This window comes from Acutalibacter muris, assembly GCF_002201475.1.
Lineage (GTDB): Bacteria > Bacillota > Clostridia > Oscillospirales > Acutalibacteraceae > Acutalibacter > Acutalibacter muris.
Genome location: NZ_CP021422.1, coordinates 3,372,923 through 3,392,464 on the forward strand (window position 1 = coordinate 3,372,923; position 19,542 = coordinate 3,392,464).

Annotated in this window: 20 protein-coding genes; 5 read left to right on the forward strand and 15 right to left on the reverse strand. The window is 58.6% G+C overall.

Features of this window, described 5'->3' with window-relative positions; genetic code table 11:
- The first annotated feature begins 10 nt into the window (after positions 1 to 10).
- Positions 11 to 1,000 carry an S-layer homology domain-containing protein gene (locus tag ADH66_RS17280; RefSeq protein WP_084384391.1) on the forward strand — a complete coding sequence of 330 codons (990 nt, stop codon included), beginning with the start codon at positions 11 to 13 and terminating at the stop codon, positions 998 to 1,000.
- Positions 1,001 to 1,074: 74 nt separating this feature from the next.
- Here the strand turns inward: ADH66_RS17280 and ADH66_RS17285 are convergent, their stop codons facing one another.
- The 5 genes from ADH66_RS17285 to ADH66_RS17305 are packed head-to-tail and all read right to left on the reverse strand — an operon-like array spanning position 1,075 to position 5,964.
- On the reverse strand, positions 1,075 to 1,950 hold the full coding sequence (locus ADH66_RS17285) for a serine hydrolase domain-containing protein (RefSeq protein ID WP_066538266.1): 876 nt from the start codon (positions 1,948 to 1,950) through the stop codon (positions 1,075 to 1,077).
- Positions 1,943 to 2,458: a GNAT family N-acetyltransferase gene (locus tag ADH66_RS17290; RefSeq protein WP_066538264.1), complete on the reverse strand. Its 516-nt coding sequence runs from the start codon at positions 2,456 to 2,458 to the stop codon at positions 1,943 to 1,945. The genes ADH66_RS17285 and ADH66_RS17290 overlap by 8 nt, the downstream gene beginning before the upstream one ends.
- Entirely contained in the window at positions 2,459 to 3,604 is a 1,146-nt protein-coding gene (locus tag ADH66_RS17295) for a bifunctional chorismate mutase/prephenate dehydratase (RefSeq protein WP_236757109.1), read from the reverse strand.
- A 13-nt stretch (positions 3,605 to 3,617) separates the two neighbouring features.
- A complete protein-coding gene (gene aroC / locus ADH66_RS17300; RefSeq protein ID WP_066538261.1) occupies positions 3,618 to 4,715 on the reverse strand; it encodes a chorismate synthase in 1,098 nt (365 codons plus the stop codon).
- Positions 4,696 to 5,964 (reverse strand): 3-phosphoshikimate 1-carboxyvinyltransferase, encoded by a 1,269-nt coding sequence (locus ADH66_RS17305; protein WP_066538258.1) that lies wholly within the window; start codon positions 5,962 to 5,964, stop codon positions 4,696 to 4,698. Before ADH66_RS17305 ends, aroC begins: the two co-directional genes overlap by 20 nt.
- Positions 5,965 to 6,139: 175 nt before the next feature.
- Between ADH66_RS17305 and ADH66_RS17310 the strand changes: the two genes are divergently transcribed.
- Positions 6,140 to 7,888 carry a glycoside hydrolase family 2 protein gene (locus ADH66_RS17310; protein ID WP_066538255.1) on the forward strand — a complete coding sequence of 583 codons (1,749 nt, stop codon included), beginning with the start codon at positions 6,140 to 6,142 and terminating at the stop codon, positions 7,886 to 7,888.
- 95 nt (positions 7,889 to 7,983) lie between these two features.
- Here ADH66_RS17310 and ADH66_RS17315 read toward each other — a convergent pair whose 3' ends face one another.
- Positions 7,984 to 9,105 carry an aldo/keto reductase gene (locus ADH66_RS17315; protein ID WP_066538252.1) on the reverse strand — a complete coding sequence of 374 codons (1,122 nt, stop codon included), beginning with the start codon at positions 9,103 to 9,105 and terminating at the stop codon, positions 7,984 to 7,986.
- A 444-nt stretch (positions 9,106 to 9,549) separates the two neighbouring features.
- On the opposite strand from ADH66_RS17315, the gene ADH66_RS20240 reads away from it, so the two are divergent.
- Positions 9,550 to 9,690, forward strand: coding sequence for a hypothetical protein (locus ADH66_RS20240; RefSeq protein WP_157130640.1), 141 nt, complete (start codon positions 9,550 to 9,552; stop codon positions 9,688 to 9,690).
- Positions 9,687 to 10,037, forward strand: coding sequence for an IS5 family transposase (locus ADH66_RS17320; RefSeq protein ID WP_066538249.1), 351 nt, complete (start codon positions 9,687 to 9,689; stop codon positions 10,035 to 10,037). The genes ADH66_RS20240 and ADH66_RS17320 overlap by 4 nt, the downstream gene beginning before the upstream one ends.
- 136 nt (positions 10,038 to 10,173) lie before the next feature.
- On the opposite strand, the gene ADH66_RS17325 is transcribed toward ADH66_RS17320, so the two are convergent.
- From ADH66_RS17325 to ADH66_RS17365, 9 genes are all read right to left on the reverse strand, one after another.
- Positions 10,174 to 12,084: an ABC transporter ATP-binding protein gene (locus tag ADH66_RS17325; protein WP_066538245.1), complete on the reverse strand. Its 1,911-nt coding sequence runs from the start codon at positions 12,082 to 12,084 to the stop codon at positions 10,174 to 10,176.
- Positions 12,074 to 13,825, reverse strand: a complete 1,752-nt coding sequence (locus ADH66_RS17330; protein WP_066538243.1) for an ABC transporter ATP-binding protein — start codon at positions 13,823 to 13,825, stop codon at positions 12,074 to 12,076. The genes ADH66_RS17325 and ADH66_RS17330 overlap by 11 nt, the downstream gene beginning before the upstream one ends.
- A gap of 42 nt (positions 13,826 to 13,867) precedes the next feature.
- Positions 13,868 to 14,335, reverse strand: coding sequence for a MarR family winged helix-turn-helix transcriptional regulator (locus ADH66_RS17335; RefSeq protein WP_084384389.1), 468 nt, complete (start codon positions 14,333 to 14,335; stop codon positions 13,868 to 13,870).
- A gap of 295 nt (positions 14,336 to 14,630) precedes the next feature.
- Positions 14,631 to 15,407, reverse strand: coding sequence for a nucleoside phosphorylase (locus ADH66_RS17340; RefSeq protein ID WP_066538241.1), 777 nt, complete (start codon positions 15,405 to 15,407; stop codon positions 14,631 to 14,633).
- 16 nt (positions 15,408 to 15,423) lie between these two features.
- On the reverse strand, positions 15,424 to 15,837 hold the full coding sequence (locus tag ADH66_RS17345) for a hypothetical protein (protein WP_066538239.1): 414 nt from the start codon (positions 15,835 to 15,837) through the stop codon (positions 15,424 to 15,426).
- A 74-nt stretch (positions 15,838 to 15,911) separates the two neighbouring features.
- Complete coding sequence (rsmI, locus tag ADH66_RS17350) at positions 15,912 to 16,760, reverse strand: 16S rRNA (cytidine(1402)-2'-O)-methyltransferase (protein WP_066538237.1); 849 nt, start codon at positions 16,758 to 16,760, stop codon at positions 15,912 to 15,914.
- A complete protein-coding gene (locus ADH66_RS17355) occupies positions 16,753 to 17,502 on the reverse strand; it encodes a tRNA1(Val) (adenine(37)-N6)-methyltransferase (RefSeq protein WP_066538234.1) in 750 nt (249 codons plus the stop codon). The genes rsmI and ADH66_RS17355 overlap by 8 nt, the downstream gene beginning before the upstream one ends.
- Before the next feature lie 116 nt (positions 17,503 to 17,618).
- Entirely contained in the window at positions 17,619 to 17,789 is a 171-nt protein-coding gene (locus tag ADH66_RS17360; RefSeq protein ID WP_066538232.1) for a DUF362 domain-containing protein, read from the reverse strand.
- A 207-nt stretch (positions 17,790 to 17,996) separates the two neighbouring features.
- Positions 17,997 to 18,362 carry a metal-dependent transcriptional regulator gene (locus tag ADH66_RS17365; protein ID WP_407922901.1) on the reverse strand — a complete coding sequence of 122 codons (366 nt, stop codon included), beginning with the start codon at positions 18,360 to 18,362 and terminating at the stop codon, positions 17,997 to 17,999.
- An 87-nt stretch (positions 18,363 to 18,449) separates the two neighbouring features.
- Here ADH66_RS17365 and ADH66_RS17370 point away from each other — a divergent pair, with 87 nt between their 5' ends.
- Positions 18,450 to 19,490, forward strand: coding sequence for a TRM11 family SAM-dependent methyltransferase (locus tag ADH66_RS17370; RefSeq protein ID WP_066538221.1), 1,041 nt, complete (start codon positions 18,450 to 18,452; stop codon positions 19,488 to 19,490).
- Positions 19,491 to 19,542 lie beyond the last annotated feature (52 nt).

The following is a 19,542-nucleotide window of genomic DNA, read 5'->3' on the forward strand; positions in this document are numbered from 1 at the left end:
GAATATAGTCATGAAAAAAAGAGTGATTGCCTTCCTTCTCACACTCGTTATGTGTGTGAGCCTGGCGGTTCCTGCCGGTGCAAAGATACAAGAGGGCACATTGGACGGAGATGGACTGCATGTGGGTGACACCACTCCTGTACCCACGCCGCCCCCTTACGTTCCCCCGGTGGTTCCCCCCACCACCTACAAAGTCAACACCCCCGCGGACGTTGAGGGCGGCAGGATAACCGTCAGCCCCACCAGCGCCGCCAGCGGCTCAACCGTGACGATTACCGTCACACCCGACGAGGGCTATGAGATAGAGGACTTGACCGTCACCGATGCTAACGGCAAGACTGTGACTACAACTGACGTTGGGAACGGGAAGTACACCTTCACCATGCCCGGCAGTTCCGTAACCGTCGGCGCCACCTTCAAGAAGGTCGACGACACCCCGGAGCCGCCCACTCCTCCGGTGTGGGAGAACCCCTTTAAAGACGTTAAAGAGAGCGACTGGTTCTTCGACGCGGTGAAGTATGTCAACCAGAATGGCCTGATGGTCGGCGACAAGAACGGCCGGTTCAACCCCCGCAGCAACCTGACCCGTGCGGAGTTTGCCCAGATCCTCTACAAGAAGGAAGGCAGCCCCAGCGTCACCTGGACCGCCAAGTTCCCCGATGTTAAGGAGAGCGACTGGTTCGCCAAGCAGATAATCTGGGCGACGAACGAGGGCATCCTGGCCGGTTATGCCAACGGCAAGGCCGGTCCCAACGACCACATCACCCGCGAGCAGCTGGTGAGCCTGCTGTGGCGCTATGAGGGCAGGCCCGCTCCCACCATGACCACGCTGAACTTCCCTGACGCTAACAAAGTTAGCAGCTACGCCAAGGAGGCCCTGCTCTGGGCTGTTGAGAAGGACATCATAAGCGGCCGGACCAACGGCGAGCTTGACCCCAAGGGCAATGCTTCAAGGGGCGAGGCCGCGCAGATGCTGATGAAATATTACAGCATGAAGTAATTCAGAGTACAAGAAGAAAGCTTCCACTATAAACGGAAAAGCCGCCCTTTGGGCGGCTTTTCTGCTGTTCTATTCTATAGCCGGCAGTAAATATGCTCGAACACCGCCGCCAGCAGCTTGTCCGCCTCCCGGCTCTCCGCGACAATAGTAACCACGGCGTTTTTATCTCGCATTAAAATGGAAAACTGCCCGTACTTGCCGTCCGCCCTAAAGGAGCCGTGCTCGCCGCCCCAGAACAGGTAGCCGTATCCATGTCCGCCGTTCTCCGCCTGCTTGCTGGTGGACTCTCTAACCCAGCTCTCCGGCACAAGCTGCCTGCCCTGCCAATTCCCCTTTTGCAGGTACAGCAGCCCGAACTTGTGCAGCTCGTCCATGGTGAGGAAAAGCCCGCCCGCGCCGAAGGTGTTCCCCAGGGGGTCCGTCTCCCAGGTGGGCAGCCGGAGGCCCATGGGCTCAAAGAGCCGGGGCATGAGATAGTGTACCAGGTCGCAGCCCGCCCGGCGCTGGACCAGTATGCCCGCAAGGTAGGGCCCCACGTTGTTATAGACAAACTTCGTGCCGGGCTCATAGGAGAAGGGCTGGGCCAGGGCCAGCCTGACCCAGTTCTTTTCCGGGTAATAGGGCCGGTCCTCCCCCATGAGGAAAGCCTTCGGCTGGCCCAGGCACATGGTCAGAAGGTCCCGTACCGTGGCTTTTCTGAGGTTCTCCAAAACGGTTACGGGCAGCTCCTCCGAAAACGCGTCTACGAGCCGCTCCTCCAGAGAGAGCAGCCCCTCCTTTATGGCTATGCCCACCGCGGCGGAGGTAAAGCTCTTGCTGGCGGAGTAGATATTCCGGCGGCAGGCCCCCTCCCAGGTGTGGCGGGCGGTCTCCCGCCCGTTCTGGCTGACAACCACCCCCAAAGCCCGCAGGGGGGTAGCCGCTTCAATAAACGGAGCAAGCTCAAGCATTGCGGACTCTCCTTTCCATAACGTAATCGTCCATCACAAACCCGCCGCCGATGTCCGTCACAGTGCTCTCGACGGTCTCAAAGCCCCAGTGCTCGTATACCTCCTTGGCGTGGGTATTTCCCTTGTTCACCGTCAGGCGTATGCGGGAAAGGCTGCGGCTGCGGGCCTCGTGCTCTATGAGCTTAAAGGCCGCCCGGGCGGCGCCTGTGCCCTTCATATGTGGGAGCAGATAGAGCTTGCTTAAAAACAGCTCGTCCCGTCCACCGTAACCCGGCGCAAAGCCGGTAAAGCCGCCGGGCTCGCCCTCGCCGTATATCATATAGTATATATAGCCCTCCTTGTCCATCTGCTCCCTGACCGCCGGCGGCGACAGGAACTTTTCCACCATATACTCCACCTGCTTCAGGCCCAGCAGCTCACTATAGGCCTGCTCCCAGGCCTCCTTTGCCAGACGGCAGAGGAGGCCTATCTCCTCCGGGGTATTAACCGGCTTTAGCTCTATGTTCATTCAGATTTCCTCCTCTGTGGAAAGCTCGCTGTAATTGCCCAAAAACGAGAACCTGGGCAGCTCCGCTTTTAGGGCGCAGATAAGGTTTAGGGTAGAGGGGTCGTGAATACAGCCGGTAAAATCCAGGTAAAAATCATATTCGAAGGAGCGCCCGGGGAGGGGCCGCGACTCTATCTTCGTAAGATTCAGCCCTGAGCCCGCGAACCTCCGCAGTACGCTGTGCAGGGAGCCGGTGGTGTGGGGCAGGGAGAAACAGAGGCTTATCTTGCTGGCGTCCACGGGCAGCACGGCCTCCCTGGACACGGCCACGAACCTGGTGGTATTGTTGCGCACATTTTGAACGCCCCGCCGGAGTATTGTAAGTCCATAGCGCCTTGCGGCGTCCTCGGAGCATATCACGCCCAGCCCCGGCTCCCGGCTCTCCGCAACGGCCTTGGCCGCGGCGGCGGTGTTGCTGTAGTCCTCCGTTTCATAGCCCTCCCTGGAGAGGAGCTCTGAGCACTGGGCCAGGGCCTGGGGATGGGACAGCACCCTTGTAATCTCCCCCGGGGCTGCGGCGGCAAGGCAGTGCTCCACCCGTATATCAACGGCGCCCACAATGTAGAAGCGGTACTTCAGTATCAGGTCGTACACGGCCGTCACCGAGCCCGCGGCGGAATTCTCCACCGGCACCACCCCCAGCGCGCCCTCTGAAACCTCACGGAACACCTCGTGAAACTCCGGCACGAACCCGATCTCCGCTCCAGGGAACAGCCTCTCTGCCGCCTGATGGGAATAGGCCCCCCGCACCCCCTGGCAGACCACTTTCCCGGGGCTCTGAAGCTCTCGGTTCGCCCTTTGCTCCAGCTCCAAAAGGTCCGGGTCGCCGCCCATGAGGTTGTGTTCCCTGTCTCGGCTTATGGCCATTATGGCCCGGTAAAATTCTGCGGCGCTCTGGCCCATCTCCCCGGCCTGCCGGCTGACCCTGTCGATTATCTCCTGCTCCCGGGCGGCGTTTCGCACGGGCTTTCCGGCCTGCCGCTTTAGCTCTCCTACCCGCTCCACACAGCCCATGCGCTCTAAAAACAGGGGCAGAAGCTCCCTGTCGATGCGGTCTATCTCCCGGCGCTCTACCGCCAGCTTTTCTTGAAATTCCTGTTCCTCCATGCTTTGCTCCTCCCTATAGCATACGGCTCTGGGCCAAAAGGTCCAAAACCGCCACGGCTGCCGCCGCCTCCACCGCCGGGGCGGCTCTGGGGACCACGCAGGGGTCGTGGCGGCCCGTAACCGTCAGCTTGGCGTTGGTCCTGTCCGCCAGGTTCACTGTGTCCTGCTCCCGGCTTATGGAGGGGGTGGGCTTTAAGGCCGCCCGGAATATTATGGGCATACCGTTTGCGATCCCCCCCAGAATCCCGCCGGAATTGTTGGTGCGGGTCCTTATGGAGCCGTCGTTTTCCATATATATGGGGTCGTTGTTTTCGCTGCCGCGCATATCCGCCACGGAAAAGCCCGCGCCGAACTCGATCCCCTTTACCGCCGGTATGCCGAAAATTATAGAGGCTATGCGGTTCTCCACGCCGTCAAAGATGGGGTCCCCCGCCCCCACCGGCATACCCAGCACGGCGCACTCCACTGTGCCCCCCACGCTGTCCTGGCTGAGCCGCGCCCCTTCAATAGATTGGCGCATACTCTCCTTAGCCGCCGGGTCTATCACCGGGAAATATTCATTTGATAGCCTGTCCAGAAGCTCCGGGGACACTCCCACAGGGTCAAAGGACCGGTCGCCTATTTCCGCCCCGGCTATTTTCAGCACATGGGAGCCTATCTCTATCCCACGCCGCCGAAGTATCTGCCGGGCCACGGCCCCCGCGAACACCAAGGGCGCCGTGAGCCGCCCGGAGAAGTGTCCTCCCCCCCGCACGTCCTGATGGCCGCCATACTTCACTTCGGCGGTATAGTCCGCGTGGCCGGGCCGGGGCAGGACCTTTAACTGGCTGTAGTCCTTTGAGCGCTGGTTGCTGTTCTCTATAACGGCGCAGAGGGGCGCGCCGGTGGTCACACCGTCCAGAAGGCCGCAGAGAACCCGGGGTTCATCGCTCTCCTTTCGGGTGGTGGCGGTCTTGTCCCGGCCCGGGGCCCGGCGGGACATCTGCTTTAAAATCTCCGGCCAGGTTATCCTCTCCCCGGCAGGCAGGCCCTCTATATTCACGCCGATGGCCGCCGTATGGCTGCCGCCGAAGATGGATATCCTGATACTGTTACCCCAGCTGGAGGACATTGGCAATACCTCCTAACCTTCTGTATTCCTCAAAAAATGTGGGATAGGTCTTGTTGATGCTGTAGGCCTCCGTGACCTCTACCGGCGCTTTACTGCGGAGTCCCGCCCCGGCCAGGGCCATCACCACCCGATGGTCGTTGCAGCCCTGGGCCCTGCCTCCCTCAAGGCGCTCCACCCCGCGTATCACAAGAGTATCGCCCTCCTCGGCGGCCTGTCCTCCAAGGGCGTTTATGGCCCGGCACATGGCGGAAAGCCTGTCGCTCTCCTTAAGCCGCAGCCGGCCCCCGTTCTCAAAGCGGGTCTCCCCCCGGCAGAGGGCCGCGCATACCGCCGCCGCCGGGACCATGTCGGTGATGTTCGATACGTCCAGCTCCTGCCCCACAAGGCCGCCGAAGGGCTCCCGGGCGCTTTTATTCCGTGCCACAAGCTCCTCTCCCTCCCAGCCGATATCCAGGCCAAAGCGGCCGAATACCTCTACACAGGCCCGGTCCCCTTGTAGAGAGTCAGGGCGCAGGCCTCTTAGGCGCACTACTGCCCCTATGGGAGACAGCGCCGCCATATTAAGGAAAAACGCCGCCTGGGACCAGTCGCCCTCCACCCGATAGCCGGGCCTTTCATACCTCTGCCCGCCGGGCACGTGCCAGCCGCCCGCTATTGGGTCAACTCTTACGCCGAAGTCCCGAAGCACCTCCAGGGTCATGTCCACGTACCCTATGGACTCCAGGGGCGAGGTCAGTACCAGTTCGCTGTCCCCCTCTAAAAGGGGCAGGGCCATCAAAAGGCCTGTTACAAACTGGGAACTGATATTTCCCGGCAGACAGAAGCGCCCCGGAGCAAGCCTGCCCTCTATCTCAAGGGGCAGGCCAAGGCCCCCGGTCCCGTTTTTGAACGCCACGCCGTGGGCGGGAAGAAGCTCCGCGTACACCCCGAGGGGCCGCTGGGGCAGCCGCCCCCGGCCCGTGAAGCGCCAGCGGCCCCCAAGGGCGGCGGCGATGGGTATTATAAAGCGCAGAAGCGAGCCGGATTCGCCGCAGTCCACCTCTCCACCGCCGCCGGCACAGAGGATACCCGCGGCCCGCTCCGTGGCCGTGATGTCCTCGCTTGGGTACAGGTTCTCAATAACGCATTCCCTGCCGCTTGTGCAGCGGGAAAGGGCCCCGCAAAGCAGCGCCCGTATGGCGGCGGACTTGCTGGGGGGCACGGTAAGGCTCCCGCCGGCAAAGGCGGAGCCGTAGCTTACACAATACATAGGTATTCTCCTTTGTGACAACAGGCTGTCTATTTTATTATACCAGCTTTCGGGGCTTCTTGCAAGAAAAAACGGGGCGTAAAATGCAAAGGTAAAATGCAAAGTTGTGCTTGCAAACGCCTATCGGTTGTGGTATGATGTGTACAATTTATTCAACTTTGGAAGGAGAAAGACCATGTCCATACCCCGTCCTGAATATCCCCGCCCTCAGATGACAAGGGGAGAAGAAAGCTGGCTGAACCTTAACGGCAGCTGGGAGTTCGAGTTTGATTTCGGAGACAGCGGCATTGAGCGACGCCAGTGGGAAAAACCCTTCTCCAAGGCCATCACAGTGCCCTTCTGCCCGGAGAGCAAGCTCTCCGGCATAGGCTATACGGACTTTATCCCCGCCGTATGGTACCGCCGCAAGGTCGATATTACCCCGGAGCAGGCAAAGGGCGCAGTCGTGCTGCGCTTCGGCGCGGTGGACTATAAGTGCACCGTCTGGGTCAACGGCAGGGAGGTGGGAAGCCACAGGGGCGGCTATGTGTCCTTCGCTTTTGACATCACGGCCTATGTACAGCCCGGCGAGAACACCATTGCCCTCTGCGCCCAGGACAACGTGCGCTCTGGCAAACAGCCCAAGGGCAAGCAGGCCCATCTGCACTACTCCAACGCCTGCGACTATACCCGCACCACCGGCATATGGCAGACGGTATGGCTGGAGTTCCTTCCCAAGACACATATCGTCTCCTATAAGGTCTACCCCCAGCCCGATAACAGCTCCGTCTCCCTACAGGTATCTATAAAGGGCTGCACTGAGGGCTGCGCGCTAAAGGCCGCCGCCTCTTTTGAGGGCAGGACCGTGGGCAGATGTGAGCGCGCAGGAGCCGGCCAGCTGGCCTTTGAGCTCTCCCTTTCTGAGAAACATCTTTGGGCCCCGGGGGAGCCCAACCTCTACGACTTGGAGCTTATTATTGAAAAGGACGGCGCTGTGATCGACAGGATAGACGGCTACTTTGGTCTTCGCAGCCTCCGCTGGGACAAAAAGGCCATCGAGATAAACGACAGGCCAATATTCCAGCGGCTGATACTGGACCAGGGCTTCTATCCCGACGGCATTTACACCGCTCCCAGCGACGAGGCGCTGAAAAAGGACATAGAGCTGAGCATGGACCTGGGCTTCAACGGCGCAAGGCTGCATCAGAAGGTGTTCGAGGAGCGGTATCTCTACTGGGCGGATAAGCTTGGATATATCGTCTGGGGCGAGATGGCCAGCTGGGGCTGCGACATCTCCACCCCGGCAGGCCTTGAGTATTTCCTGCCCGAGTGGATAGAGTCGGTGGAGCGGGACTTTAACCACCCGGCTTTAGTGGGCTGGTGCCCCTTTAACGAGACCTGGGACCACCCCTATACAGGCGCCCGGCAGGACGACGAGGTGCTGCGGGCCACGTACCTTGCCACCAAGGCTCTGGACCCCACCCGCCCGTTGATAGACACCAGCGGCAATTTCCATGTGATAACCGATATCTACGACATACACGACTATGACCAGGACCCGGAGTCCTTCAGGGAGAAGCTTGCCCCCATGGCCGAGGGCGGCCCTGCCCACGAGACTTTCCCGAACCGCCAGAAGTATGAGGGCCAGCCCTACTTTGTCAGCGAGTACGGCGGCACCTGGTGGAATCCCGCCCCCGAGGATGAAAACAACTGGGGCTATGGCAACCGGCCCCAGAGCGAGGACGAGGTGCTGCGGCGCTTTGCGGGCCTTGCCGGAGCAATGCTCGAGAACCCGGCAGTGTGCGCCCTGTGCTATACCCAGCTCACCGACGTGGAGCAGGAGCAGAACGGCCTTTACTCCTATGACCGCAGCCGCAAGTTCTCCGACAGGATATATGAGGGCATGAGGACCGCCATGTCTGCCCGGGCGGCCATAGAGAAGTGAGCGCCTGGAATAGAAATCTATAAGCATAATAGTAAAGCCCCCTATGCAGAACAAAACTGCATAGGGGGCTTTGAGCTACAAAATATTTGCGGAGCCTATCTGTCAAAATGCGCGGAAACTTCCTTCAGCTTCTCGATGATGGGCAGGTGCTGGGGGCACATCTCCTCGCACTGGCCGCATTCAATACAGTCCTTTGCCTTTCCAAAATTCTTTGTCAGATTGGCGTAGTTGGAGAAGTTCACCGTCCAGCCCTTCTCCTCCAAATGCTCACGCATATCCTCGTTATATAGGGAGAAATACTGGGGTATGGCGATCTTCTGGGGGCAGCCCTCGGTGCAGTAGGAGCAGCCTGTGCAGGGCACGGCGATCCGGCTGTTGATGATCTCCCCGGCCTTCATTACCATGGCCTTTTCCTCCTCAGTGAGAGGCTTGAAGTTCTCCATAAAGCTGAGATTGTCCTCCATCTGCGCAAGGCTGCTCATGCCAGAGAGCACCATCTTCACCTCCGGCAGGCTGGCGGCAAAGCGGATGGCCCAGGAAGCCGGGGACAGGCTGGGGTCGTGGGCCTTGAACAGCTCCTCCACCTCTGCGGGAACTTTCGCCAGAGTGCCGCCCTTCACGGGCTCCATAACCGTCACCCACTTGCCGTGCTTCACCGCCACATCGTAGCAGGCCTTGGATTGTATCCACTGGCTGTCCCAATCCAGATAGTTTATCTGTAACTGAACGAACTCGAGGAAGGGGTACTTGGTAAGAATCTCGTCCAGCAGCTCCGCCGTGGCGTGGAAGGAGATACCCGCCGTTTTCACCAGACCCTTCTCCTTCTTATCTTTCAGCCAGCTAAAGCAATCGAACTGTTCATACTTAGGCAGGCTGCCGGACTCTATACCGTGGAGCATATAATAGTCGAAATATTCCACGCCGGTCTTGCGGAGCTGCTGGTTAAAGACGGTGTCTCTGTCCTCCAGGCTGTTGAAGAAGCCGTTATGCAGCTTGCTGGCCAGGGTGAATTTGTCCCTGGAATAGCGGCTGGTGAGCACCTCCTTCACCGTGGGCTCGCTCTGGAAACCGCAGTACATCCAGGCGGTGTCAAAGTAAGTAAAGCCCTTTTCAATGAACAGGTCTACCATCTTCTTGACCTGCTCCACGTCGATAGCGCCCGCATTGGACGGGTCGGTGGTGGGCAGGCGCATTAGGCCGAAGCCGAAATTTTTCATGGCGTAAACTTCCTTTCATATTTTTTATCCATTATACAACCTTGACCGCTCTCCATGTCAAGACCTATTTCCAAAAATGTCTTGCAGCTTACTCTGCCGGGTCTTGACCTCGCGCAAAAAACCTCTTGCTATTCCGCGCAATATGGTGTAAAATGTAGTCGAGACACAGAAGCAAAAAAGGCAGGGCGCCGGGGACCGCCATCCCCAACGCCCCTATGCAGGAGCGCTAACCTCCCACACAGCAGAATATCTGCACCATATCTATTATAAACAATCCCCTGTTTTTTTACAAGGGCCTAAGTGGATTTTGCGTGTAGCTTCCGGCGGTGTAGGGTCAAGTTCCCTGCGCCGCTTTTGTTGTCTCAGCGGCGAAGCCCATAGGGCGGGCCTGGGGTCTGCCCTTTGGGGGGTGTCGCTGGGAAAATATTTTTAGGAGGATGCACTATGAAAAAATCCATCTTAGCACTGCTTTTAGCCGTACTGACGGGGCTGACTGCCTATGGCGGCAACGCCGGCAGCCCTGCCCCGGAGCCCCCGGCCGGGGCCCGCTCACTTAAGCGGGAAGGCGCTTTAAAGAAAGAATGACGTTACAAAAAGAACAGTACGAACAAGTAGCAGACTGCTTTCCAAAACAGCGTAAGCCAGCGAAGATCAGTAATTTGAACGTGTTGAACGCAGTGCTGTACATAGTGGAAAATGGGTGCAAATGGAGGGGCTTACCCAAAGAATACGGAGATTGGCACGTGATCTATGTTCGGATAAACCGCTGGGCGAAAAACGGCGTTTTAGAAAGGGTATTTCTGCGTTTACAACAGCTGGAGATCCTTCAGCTCCAGGTAAACGTGGTAAGCTTGGGTTCCGCCCGCATCAGGGTCCACCCGGAGAGAACGCCAAATATAATATGGTCGCCGCATCTGGTCGGGGCGGGGTGATCCCTTCGCCGTCCGACTGAAACGCCATATAATTTTACACTTCAAGGCGGTAATTTCTCTGAAGCCCGTCGCAAGGATAAGTACCATTTAAGAAAGGGAGCCCCTTAAAAGGCTCCCTTTCTTCATGCACTTTAAATCACTCCAACTCAAACGCCCCGGTATAAAGCTGATAATACTTGCCCTTCTGGGCAATCAGCTCCTCATGGGTCCCGCGCTCGATGATATGCCCCAGCTCCAGCACCATGATGCTGTCGGAGTTCTGGACGGTACTCAAGCGGTGGGCGATGACGAAGACCGTGCGGCCCTGCATCAGGCCATCCATGCCTTTTTGTACCAGGCGCTCGGTGCGGGTATCGATAGATGACGTGGCCTCGTCCAGGACCATCACCGGCGGGTCGGCCACGGCGGCCCGGGCTATGGAGAGCAGCTGACGCTGGCCCTGGCTGAGACTGCCGCCGTCGCCGGTGAGCTCGGTGTCATAGCCCTCGGGCAGGCGGCGGATAAAGCCGTCGGCGTTGGCCAATTTAGCTGCGGCCTCCACCTCCTCGTCAGTGGCGTCCAGCTTGCCGTAGCGGATATTCTCCCGCACGGTGCCGGTAAAGAGGTTGGTGTCCTGTAAGACCACACCAAGGGACCGGCGCAAATCAGGCTTTTTGATCTTGTTGATATTTATGCCGTCATACCGAATCTTGCCGTCGGCTATATCGTAGAAGCGGTTGATAAGGTTGGTTATGGTGGTCTTGCCCGCGCCCGTGGCCCCCACGAAGGCTATCTTCTTGCCGGGCTGGGCATCGATGTCGATGTTGTGCAGCACCAGCTTCTCCTCGTTATAGCCGAAGTCCACGTCCAAAAGCTCCACCTCACCGGTGAGCTTCTGATAGGTCACGGTGCCGTCCTCCTTATGGGGGTGCTTCCAGGCCCACATACCGGTACGTTCGGTGGTCTCGGTGAGGACGCCGTTTACTTCCTTGGCGTTCACAAGGGTCACGTAGCCCTCGTCCTGCTCGGGTGTCTCGTCCATCATCTCGAAGATGCGCTCGGCTCCCGCCAGGGCCATGACCATCACGTTGAACTGCTGGGCTATCTGGCCTATGGGCATTGTGAAGCTTCTGCTAAGCTGCAAAAACGCCGCTATGCCGCCAAGAGTCAGTCCGCCAACGCCGCCTATGGCCAACGCGCCCCCGGCGATGGCTATCAGGGCGTACTGCAAATGCCCCAGGTTGTTCATGACGGGGCCCATTATGTTGGCGAAGCTGTTGGCCCGGGCGGCGTCGCTTCTAAGCTGGTCGTTGAGCTTGTCGAAGTCCGCCTTGGCGTGCTCCTCGTGGCAGAAGACCTTTATCACCTTCTGCCCGGTGATCATCTCCTCGATATATCCGTTGATGGCCCCCAGAGACTTCTGCTGGCGCACGAAATATTTGCCAGACATACCGCCTATCTTGCCGGTGAGCAGCAGCATAAGCGCCACCACCACCAGCACCAGGACAGTCAGCGGTATACTCGTGGATACCATGGCGATGAACACCGACACAAGGGTTATCACAGTGTTAAAGAGCTGAGGGATACTCTGTGAGATGAGCATACGAAGGGTGTCCGTGTCGTTGGTGTACCGGCTCATAATGTCGCCGTGGGTGTGGGTATCGAAATACTTTATGGGCAGGTGCTGCATACGTGAGAACAGGTCGTCCCTTATGTCCTTTAATATCCCCTGGGAGACGTTCACCATCAGCCAGTTATAGGTAAAGGTGGTGACAACGCCCGCAAGGTATATCAGCGCCATGGTGCCAAGGGCCCTTAAGAGCCCTGTAAATACCGGGTTCTCCATCTGGAGCAGGGGGGTGATATAGTCGTCTATGAGGGTCTCAAGGAACATGGAGCCCACGACTCCCGCCAAGGCGCTGACGAGTATGCACACAAGCACTATGGCCAAGCGTATTCTGTTGGGCAGGTCCATATAGCTCAAAAGCCTTTTGATGACCTTCCCCTGGTTCTTTGGTTTCGGCCTGTTTTTGGCGTAGGCCGCGCCCATTGGTCCTCTAGGAGGCATTTGCGGTCTCTCCTTTCTGCTGGGATTCATAGACCTCCCGATATATCGGGCTGGTCCTTAGGAGCTCCTCATGGGTGCCGATGTCGGCAATTTTGCCGCCGTCCAGCACGATTATCTGGTCGGCCTCCTGGACGGAGCTGACCCGCTGGGCTATGATGAGCTTGGTGGTGTCGGGTATCTCGTTTTTGAAGGCGTCCCGGATCAGCGCGTCGGTATGGGTGTCCACGGCGCTGGTGGAGTCGTCAAGTATGAGTATCTTGGGCTTCTTCAGGAGGGCCCTGGCGATGCACAATCTCTGCTTCTGCCCGCCGGAGACGTTTGTGCCCCCCTGTTCTATGTAGGTGTCATAGCCCTCGGGGAACTCCCTTATAAAGCCGTCGGCCTGGGCCAGCTTACACACCCGCTCAATGTCCTCGTCGGTGGCGTTCTCGTCGCCCCATCTCAAATTGTCCTTTATGGTGCCGGAGAAGAGCTCGTTCTTTTGCAGGACCATTGCCACCTCTTCTCTAAGGGCCGTCACGTTATAGTCCCGCACATCCTCGCCGCCCACCAGCACCTGGCCGCTGACTACGTCGTACAGCCGGGGGATAAGCTGCACAAGACTGGACTTGCCGCTGCCTGTGCCGCCTAGGATTCCCACGGTCTGGCCGGACTTGATGTCGAGGTTAATCCCCGACAGGCAGGCGCGGCCCGAGCGCTTATAGTTGAACTCCACGTCTTTAAACTGTATGGAGCCGTCCTTTACAAGGGTCAGGTCCTTCTCGCCGTTTAAGATATCGCTCTGCTCGTCCAGAATCTCCACCACGCGGGTGGCGGAGGCCCTGGACATGGTGCCCATCACCAGTATCATGGTCAGCATCATCAGGGACATAAGTACCTGCATGGCGTAGCTCATCATGCTCATGAGCTGGCCTGTGGTCATGGAGCCGGGAGCCCCGGCCCCGGAGCCTACTATGAGCTTTGCGCCGAACCATGATATGAGCAGCATGACGGCGTACATACAGAACTGCATTAAGGGGGAGTTGAAGGCCAGTATCTTCTCGGCCAGGGCAGAGTCACGGCGGAGCTTTTCAGACGCGTCCACAAACTTCTCGGTCTCGTGATCCTCCCTGACAAAGGCCTTTACGACCCTTATGCCCCGGAGATTCTCCTGGACCACGGTGTTCATGCGGTCATAGTGCTTGAACATTCGGGTAAAGGCCGGATGCGCTTTCATGGAGATAAAGGCAAGGCCCGCGCCCAGGACGGGTATGACGGCCAGGAACAGCAGGGCCAGCCGGGCGTTCACCAGAAACGCCATCACCATGGAGAAGATAAGGGTGGAGGGAGCCCGCACGGCAATGCGTATGAGCATCTGGAAGGTATTCTGGAGGTTCGTCACATCGGTGGTGAGCCGGGTGACGATGCTGCCGGTGGAAAACTTGTCGATGTTTGAAAAGGAATACTTCTGCACAGCATAGTACATATCCTGCCGAAGGTTCCTGGCAAAGCCCGTGGAGGCCCTTGCCCCGAAGAAGCCCGACAGCACGCCGAAGGCCATGGAAACGAGGGCGCAGAGCACCAGGAGCAGGCCGGTCCTCCAGATGGTGTCCATGTCCCCGGCGTTTATGCCGCGGTCAATGAGAAAAGCCATGAGCACCGGAATTATCACCTCCATCACCACCTCCATGGCGGCGGTGACGGGGGTGAGCACCGTATCCCGTTTGTATTCCCTTATGGCGCGGGAAAGCTTGCGAATCATTTGCGGTATCAGTCCTTTCGTAAATATTTGTGGCTGTAACGGTCAGTCCTCAAGGGACTTGCGTATCTTTTCACAGAGCCCTATAAAGGTCTCCTTCTCCTGTGGCGTCAGCCCCGAGGAGAGCTTCGCCTCGATGGCGGCAATGGTCTGCTGAAACTTTTCCTGGCGGGCAACGGCCTTCTCCGTGAGCTCTATCTTTTTAAGCCGCGCGTCCCAGGGCACGGGGCTGCGGGTTATCATGCCGTCCTTCTCCATGGCCTGCAAAATCCCGGTCATGGTGGAGCGGCGCACAGAGAACTGCTGCTGCAGATCCCGCTGAAATATATCCTGGTCCCGGTTGTCATACAAAAATCCGATAAGCCAGCCGTACACCCCGGCGCCCGAGTGCCCGCCGTCCTCGCCCACATACTGGTGGGTGAGCCAGCGTATCATATGCGACAGCCCGTTTATCTGGAATCCCACCTCGTCCCGGTGTTCCATTCGGTGCAGCTTGCCGCAGTCTTTCGACATCTGTAGTCCCTCCTTCCTTCTCCGATAGTTGCCGAACAGTTAGATGCTGTACTGTTAGAAAACGAACTGTTAGGATGGTAACATTATAACTCTGGCTTTTGGGGTTGTCAAGGGATATTTGGGATTTTTTGTCGACTTAATTTATTTTCATTCCTTCGGTATAAAATGTTAGAGAAAGTAGTGGTTCTATGGGTAATCCAATGCACTCTGAAAACGAGCCTCCATACCTTATGAACGAGTTAAAATAGAAAAGCTTGGGAGACCCCTTCAGGATTTCCAAGCTCTTTAGTCTATTCTATTCCACCGCCAGCCGCACGCAGGCCTCGATAAAATCGTCCCGGCGCGCCTTGAAATCCACGTTCCCCCAGGTCCAGGGCGGGCTGTCCGGCGACAGCGGGTGCTTGTCCGAGGCCATCAGCGCCACGGCGGATTTCATGCCAAAATAATTACAGACGCTGACAAGGGCCGAGGCCTCCATGTCCACGCCGTAAAAGCCGTTTTGCCGCCAGAGGGCCTCTTTATAGTAAGTCTGGCGGTAGGGCGCGTCTGTGGTGACGGTGTCGCGGCGCTTTACAGCGAAGCCGCCAAGAAAGTCCGCCATCTGCTCACCTGGCCAGGGGCTTTCGGGAACGGTGTATTCCTGCCCCGCGGAGTAGTGGTGGGAGGTGCCCTCCTCAATGAGCAGGCGGCCGGGCAGCAGCACGTCGCAGACCTCTATATCCTCCCCGAAGGCTCCGCAGAGCCCAACTACCAGCAGCTCCTCCACCCCCAGGGCGTGGACCGTCTCCACACAGCACCCGGCCTGGGGCGCGCCCCGGCCACCGTCGAAGAAGCAGACATTATCAAAGCCCTCTATCATATAGACGGGGCTGTGGACGATGAAGCCCGGAAGCTCCTCCATGATCAGGCGGGTTTCGAAGCGCTCCAGAAGCACCGGCAGGCCCCGGCCCAGGCAGAAGGCCACCCCGCGCCTTGGCAGGGGAGATACGCTTGTGGTGACGTGCTTGCTCTCCGCGTGCTGCCTGGCGGTGAAAACAGGCGGGGTCCTGTCCCCATCAAAGAACCATTGCATAGTTTCTCGCTCCTTTTTATAGATTATAGTGTTCCCGAACCTCCGGCGCGCAGGAAACCTTGCCCCGGATATTTATGCCGCTTATGGCGGCGAAGACCTTTTCGGCGGGTATATTGGGGTCAATGGACAGCACGCCGTAGCCGGTGATGCTTCTGGGCTTACCGGAGCGGAGTATCTCGTCCACCTCCGGCCCGGTCAGCCGGGACACGCCCATGAACCAGTAGCCGCTCTCAAGCTTCTTGCCGCTCTCCTCAGAGGCCCGCTGAATGTTTGCTTCGTTCCGGGCTATGGCCTCTCGCAAGGCCTGGTTTATGAAGTCGCTGCGGTTGAAGTAGTGGCCGTTGTCTATCAGCAGGTCAATAGCGGCCAGTGTGGTGGTGTTGATGTTTACTGAAACCTTCTCCGTTAGATTGCCGGTATTGGTGTTCATCTTAATCCCCCTTGAAAATATTATTTATATGCTCCGATTGGAGCATATAAATAATACCGCGCAAAAAAGCAATGTCAAGGGCTTTCTTCTGTCAGGACCCGGTAGATTTCTGACTTGCGCAGGCCCGTGGCCTTTGCGGCCTGTTTTGCGGCCTCTGAGGGAGGCGCGCCCTCCTCCAAAAGCTCCCGTGCCATGTCAACCGCCTCCTCCAGGGTATAGGCGGTTTCCTCGTTACCGGACTCCTCCGCCCCTGCTATTACCAGCACATATTCCCCACGGGGCTCCTTCTCCCGGTAATGGGCGGCGGCCTCCCCAAGGGTGGTGCGCCAGACCTCCTCGTGTACCTTTGTCAGCTCCCGGACCACGGCTATCCTCCTGTCCCCGCCGAAGAGCTTCTCAAAGTCCGAGAGGGTCCGGCGCAGCTTATGGGGGGCCTCATAGAAGACCATGGTGCGGGTCTCGCCCTCCACCTGTTCCAGGTGCCTGCGGCGGCTTCGCTTGTTAACGGACAGGAAACCCTCGAAGGTGAAACGCCCTGTGGGCAGGCCGCTGACGGCCAGGGCGGAGATGGCGGCGGTGGGTCCGGGCACCACATAGACCGGGATATCCTCTCGGGCACAGGCGGCCACTAGCGTCTCGCCGGGGTCGGATATAGCGGGCATGCCCGCGTCGGAGACCAGGGCGCAGGTCTCCCCGGCCCGCAGGCGGGCTATTATAGTTCCCTCGCGGCTCAGCTTATTGTGCTCAAAATAGCTTATAAGGGGCTTATGAAGCCCGAAGCGGTTCAATAGCCCCATGGTTACCCGGGTGTCCTCTGCGGCTATGAAGTCGGCTTCGCCCAGGGTCTCCCGGGCCCTGGGCGAGAAATCGCCCAGGTTCCCGATGGGTGTTCCCACGATGTAAAGTGCACCTTTTTCAAGCATTTGAAGGCTCCTTTCGGTTAATTTCTAAATAGTCGCCGTATATGCGCTCCATCTCCCGGGAATATCGCCCCGACCCGTCGGTGAGCGTTAAGGTTTCCTCTACCGCAAGACTAGAACCTCCGCCCCTCCTGCACTCCAGCAGGAACAGGTACGGCGGCTTTCCGGGCCGCTGCTGCACAAGGCGCAGGCGCTTTGGCTCCAGAGACCGGGCGTGGAAAAGGGACACGGCCTCCGCCAGGCGAACAGTGGGCAGGCAGATACAAAGCCGCCCCCCATGCCGCAGGGAGTAAAACGCAGCCTCCGCCAGGTCCGAAAGCTGAAAGGTGGGGCTGTGTCGGGCAAGGCCCCGCTCTGGGTTCCGGCTGACAGCGCCGGTGCCCGGAGCGAAGTAGGGCGGGTTGCTGGCGATAAGGTCCAGGGACTGGTGGGGTAGAAGGGCCTTATAGTCACGGACGTCCCCTAAGATTGTGTATATGCGGTCCTCCATGCCGTTGGCGGCGGCAGACGTCTTGGCAAGCTCCGCTGCGTCCTCCTGCACCTCCAGGGCCAGGACGGATTCGGGCCGCGCACGGCGGCACCATAGCAGCGGTATCACCCCGCAGCCGCTGCCCAGGTCCGCGCAGCGTGAGCGGGGTTTTGGCAGGGAGAAATCCGCCAGCAGCAGGGTGTCTGTATTAAAGCCGTGGGAGGGGCTGACAAGCACCCTCAGACCTTCTCCCAGGGGCTCCCAGTGGTCTTCCATATGTGAACTCCTCATAGCAGTAATAATATTACAAAAAAAGCGAAGCCCGGAATTTGCAGGCTTCGCTTCTTCTGGTTATGCGTTGCAGTTTAACACGAACCGTGTCAAACTGCTGCTTAGCCCTCCTGAGGAGCGTCTACGGGGCAGACGCCGGCGCAGGCGCCGCAGTCCACGCACTTGTCGGGATCGATAACGTACTTGCCGTCGCCCTCAGAGATAGCCTCGGAGGGGCACTCGGCGGCGCAGGCACCGCAGGCGATGCACTCGTCACTGATAGTATAAGGCATAGGGAACACCTCCATGTAGATTTGCGGCCTGGTACAGTAAACGCATTTTAAAACTGCGTTTACTGTTTATGCCGCATTATACCTTTATTGTAACATATATCTGCAAAATTGCAAGATGTTTTTTGAGGGATTTTTTATGAGCTGGGGTCATGCGGGAAAATGCCTTTGCTCCCGGCAGTTTATGCCCCGAGGCGGAGGGCGGTGCGCTTATCCGTCCACGTGCTTCTGTATGGCCCTGAAGGTCTCCTCGCTTATAACATGCTCTATCCGGCAGGCGTCCTCGGCCGCCAGCTCCTCCGGCACGCCCAGAGAGGTCAGCCATCGGGTAAACAGCAGGTGCCGCTCATATACGCTCTCGGCAATAGCCCGGCCCTCCTCCGTAAGGGTGATGTACCCCTCAGGGTCCACGGCTATGCAGCCGCGCTCTCTAAGGTGCTTCATGGCCACGCTGACGCTGGGCTTGCTGAACTCCATCTCAGCGGCAATATCTATGGACCGCACGGCCCCTGTGCGCTGGTGGAGGATGAGTATAGTCTCCAAATAATTTTCCGAAGATTCTTGAATTTTTTTCAACACGACCCGTCCCTTCTATGATATACTTTATATTATATTATATCTCTCGCCAGATTTCAAGCATACATCCCCAGGAGGACGATACTTATGACATACCGCTATCTTGGCCTTTGCATATCCGGGACGGAGGATATCTGCGCCCAAATACTTGCCCGCCGCTTGAAGGATCTCTGCGGGCTCTCCCTCTCCGGCGGCTCCGTAGACTTTACCACCGCCGTACCCTACAGCGACCTCAATCTGTTCTGCTTCAACAATATCTTCCGGGTTCTCTACACCGCCCCCGCTGCCCCAACTCCCGAGGGGCTTGCGGGCTTCCTCCGCTCTTTGCCAAGCGCGCCCGTGGACTGGCTTGCCTGCCGGGACAATCCCCGGGGGGCGCGCACCTTCCGTCTGGTCAGCTCCTGCTGCGGACAACTGGTCTCCGTGCCCAAGAAGGCAAAGGCCAGCCTGGAGGAGAAGCTTCGGGCAGAGAGCGGCCTTAGGCCCGACCGCTCCCTGCCCGACAGCGAATTCTGGACCATGGTCCGCTCCGACGGGCAGGGGTGGCTATTAAAGCGCCTCAGTCGGCACAAGGCATATGACAAGCTCCTCTCCCCCGGGGAGCTGCACCCGGAGCTTGCCTATATGCTCTGCTGGCTCTCAGACCCGAAGCCCGGGGACATTATATGCGACCCCTTCTGCGGCCACGGGGCCATACCCCGGGAGCGGTGCAGGCGATTCCCGTACAGTGAAATTTTCGCCTTTGACACAGAGGAGAGGAGGCTGGCCTCCGCCCGGCGCAAGCTCCCCCGCCGGGGGAATGTGCATATAAAAAAGCAGGACGCGCTGAAGCTGACAGAGGTCCTTGCCCCCGGCACGGTGGACGCTTTCGTCACCGACCCGCCCTGGGGGCTCTATCAGGACGTGGGTATGCCCCTTGAGGAGTTCTACTCCCGGGCCCTCGCTGAGATGTCCGCCTGCCTAAAGCCCGGAGGGCGGATAGTCCTGCTCACCGCCGCAAAGGACGCGCTGCCGGCGGCTCTAAAGAGCGCCCCGGGGCTGTCGCTTGCCGGGAGATACGATATACTCGTCTCCGGCAAGAAAGCGGGGATCCTCCTGCTTAAAAAGGGAACCTTACAAAAAATGTAAGGCACGCTAAATATTCCGAAAGAATTTCCGTAAGAAATTTGCAAGGAAGACC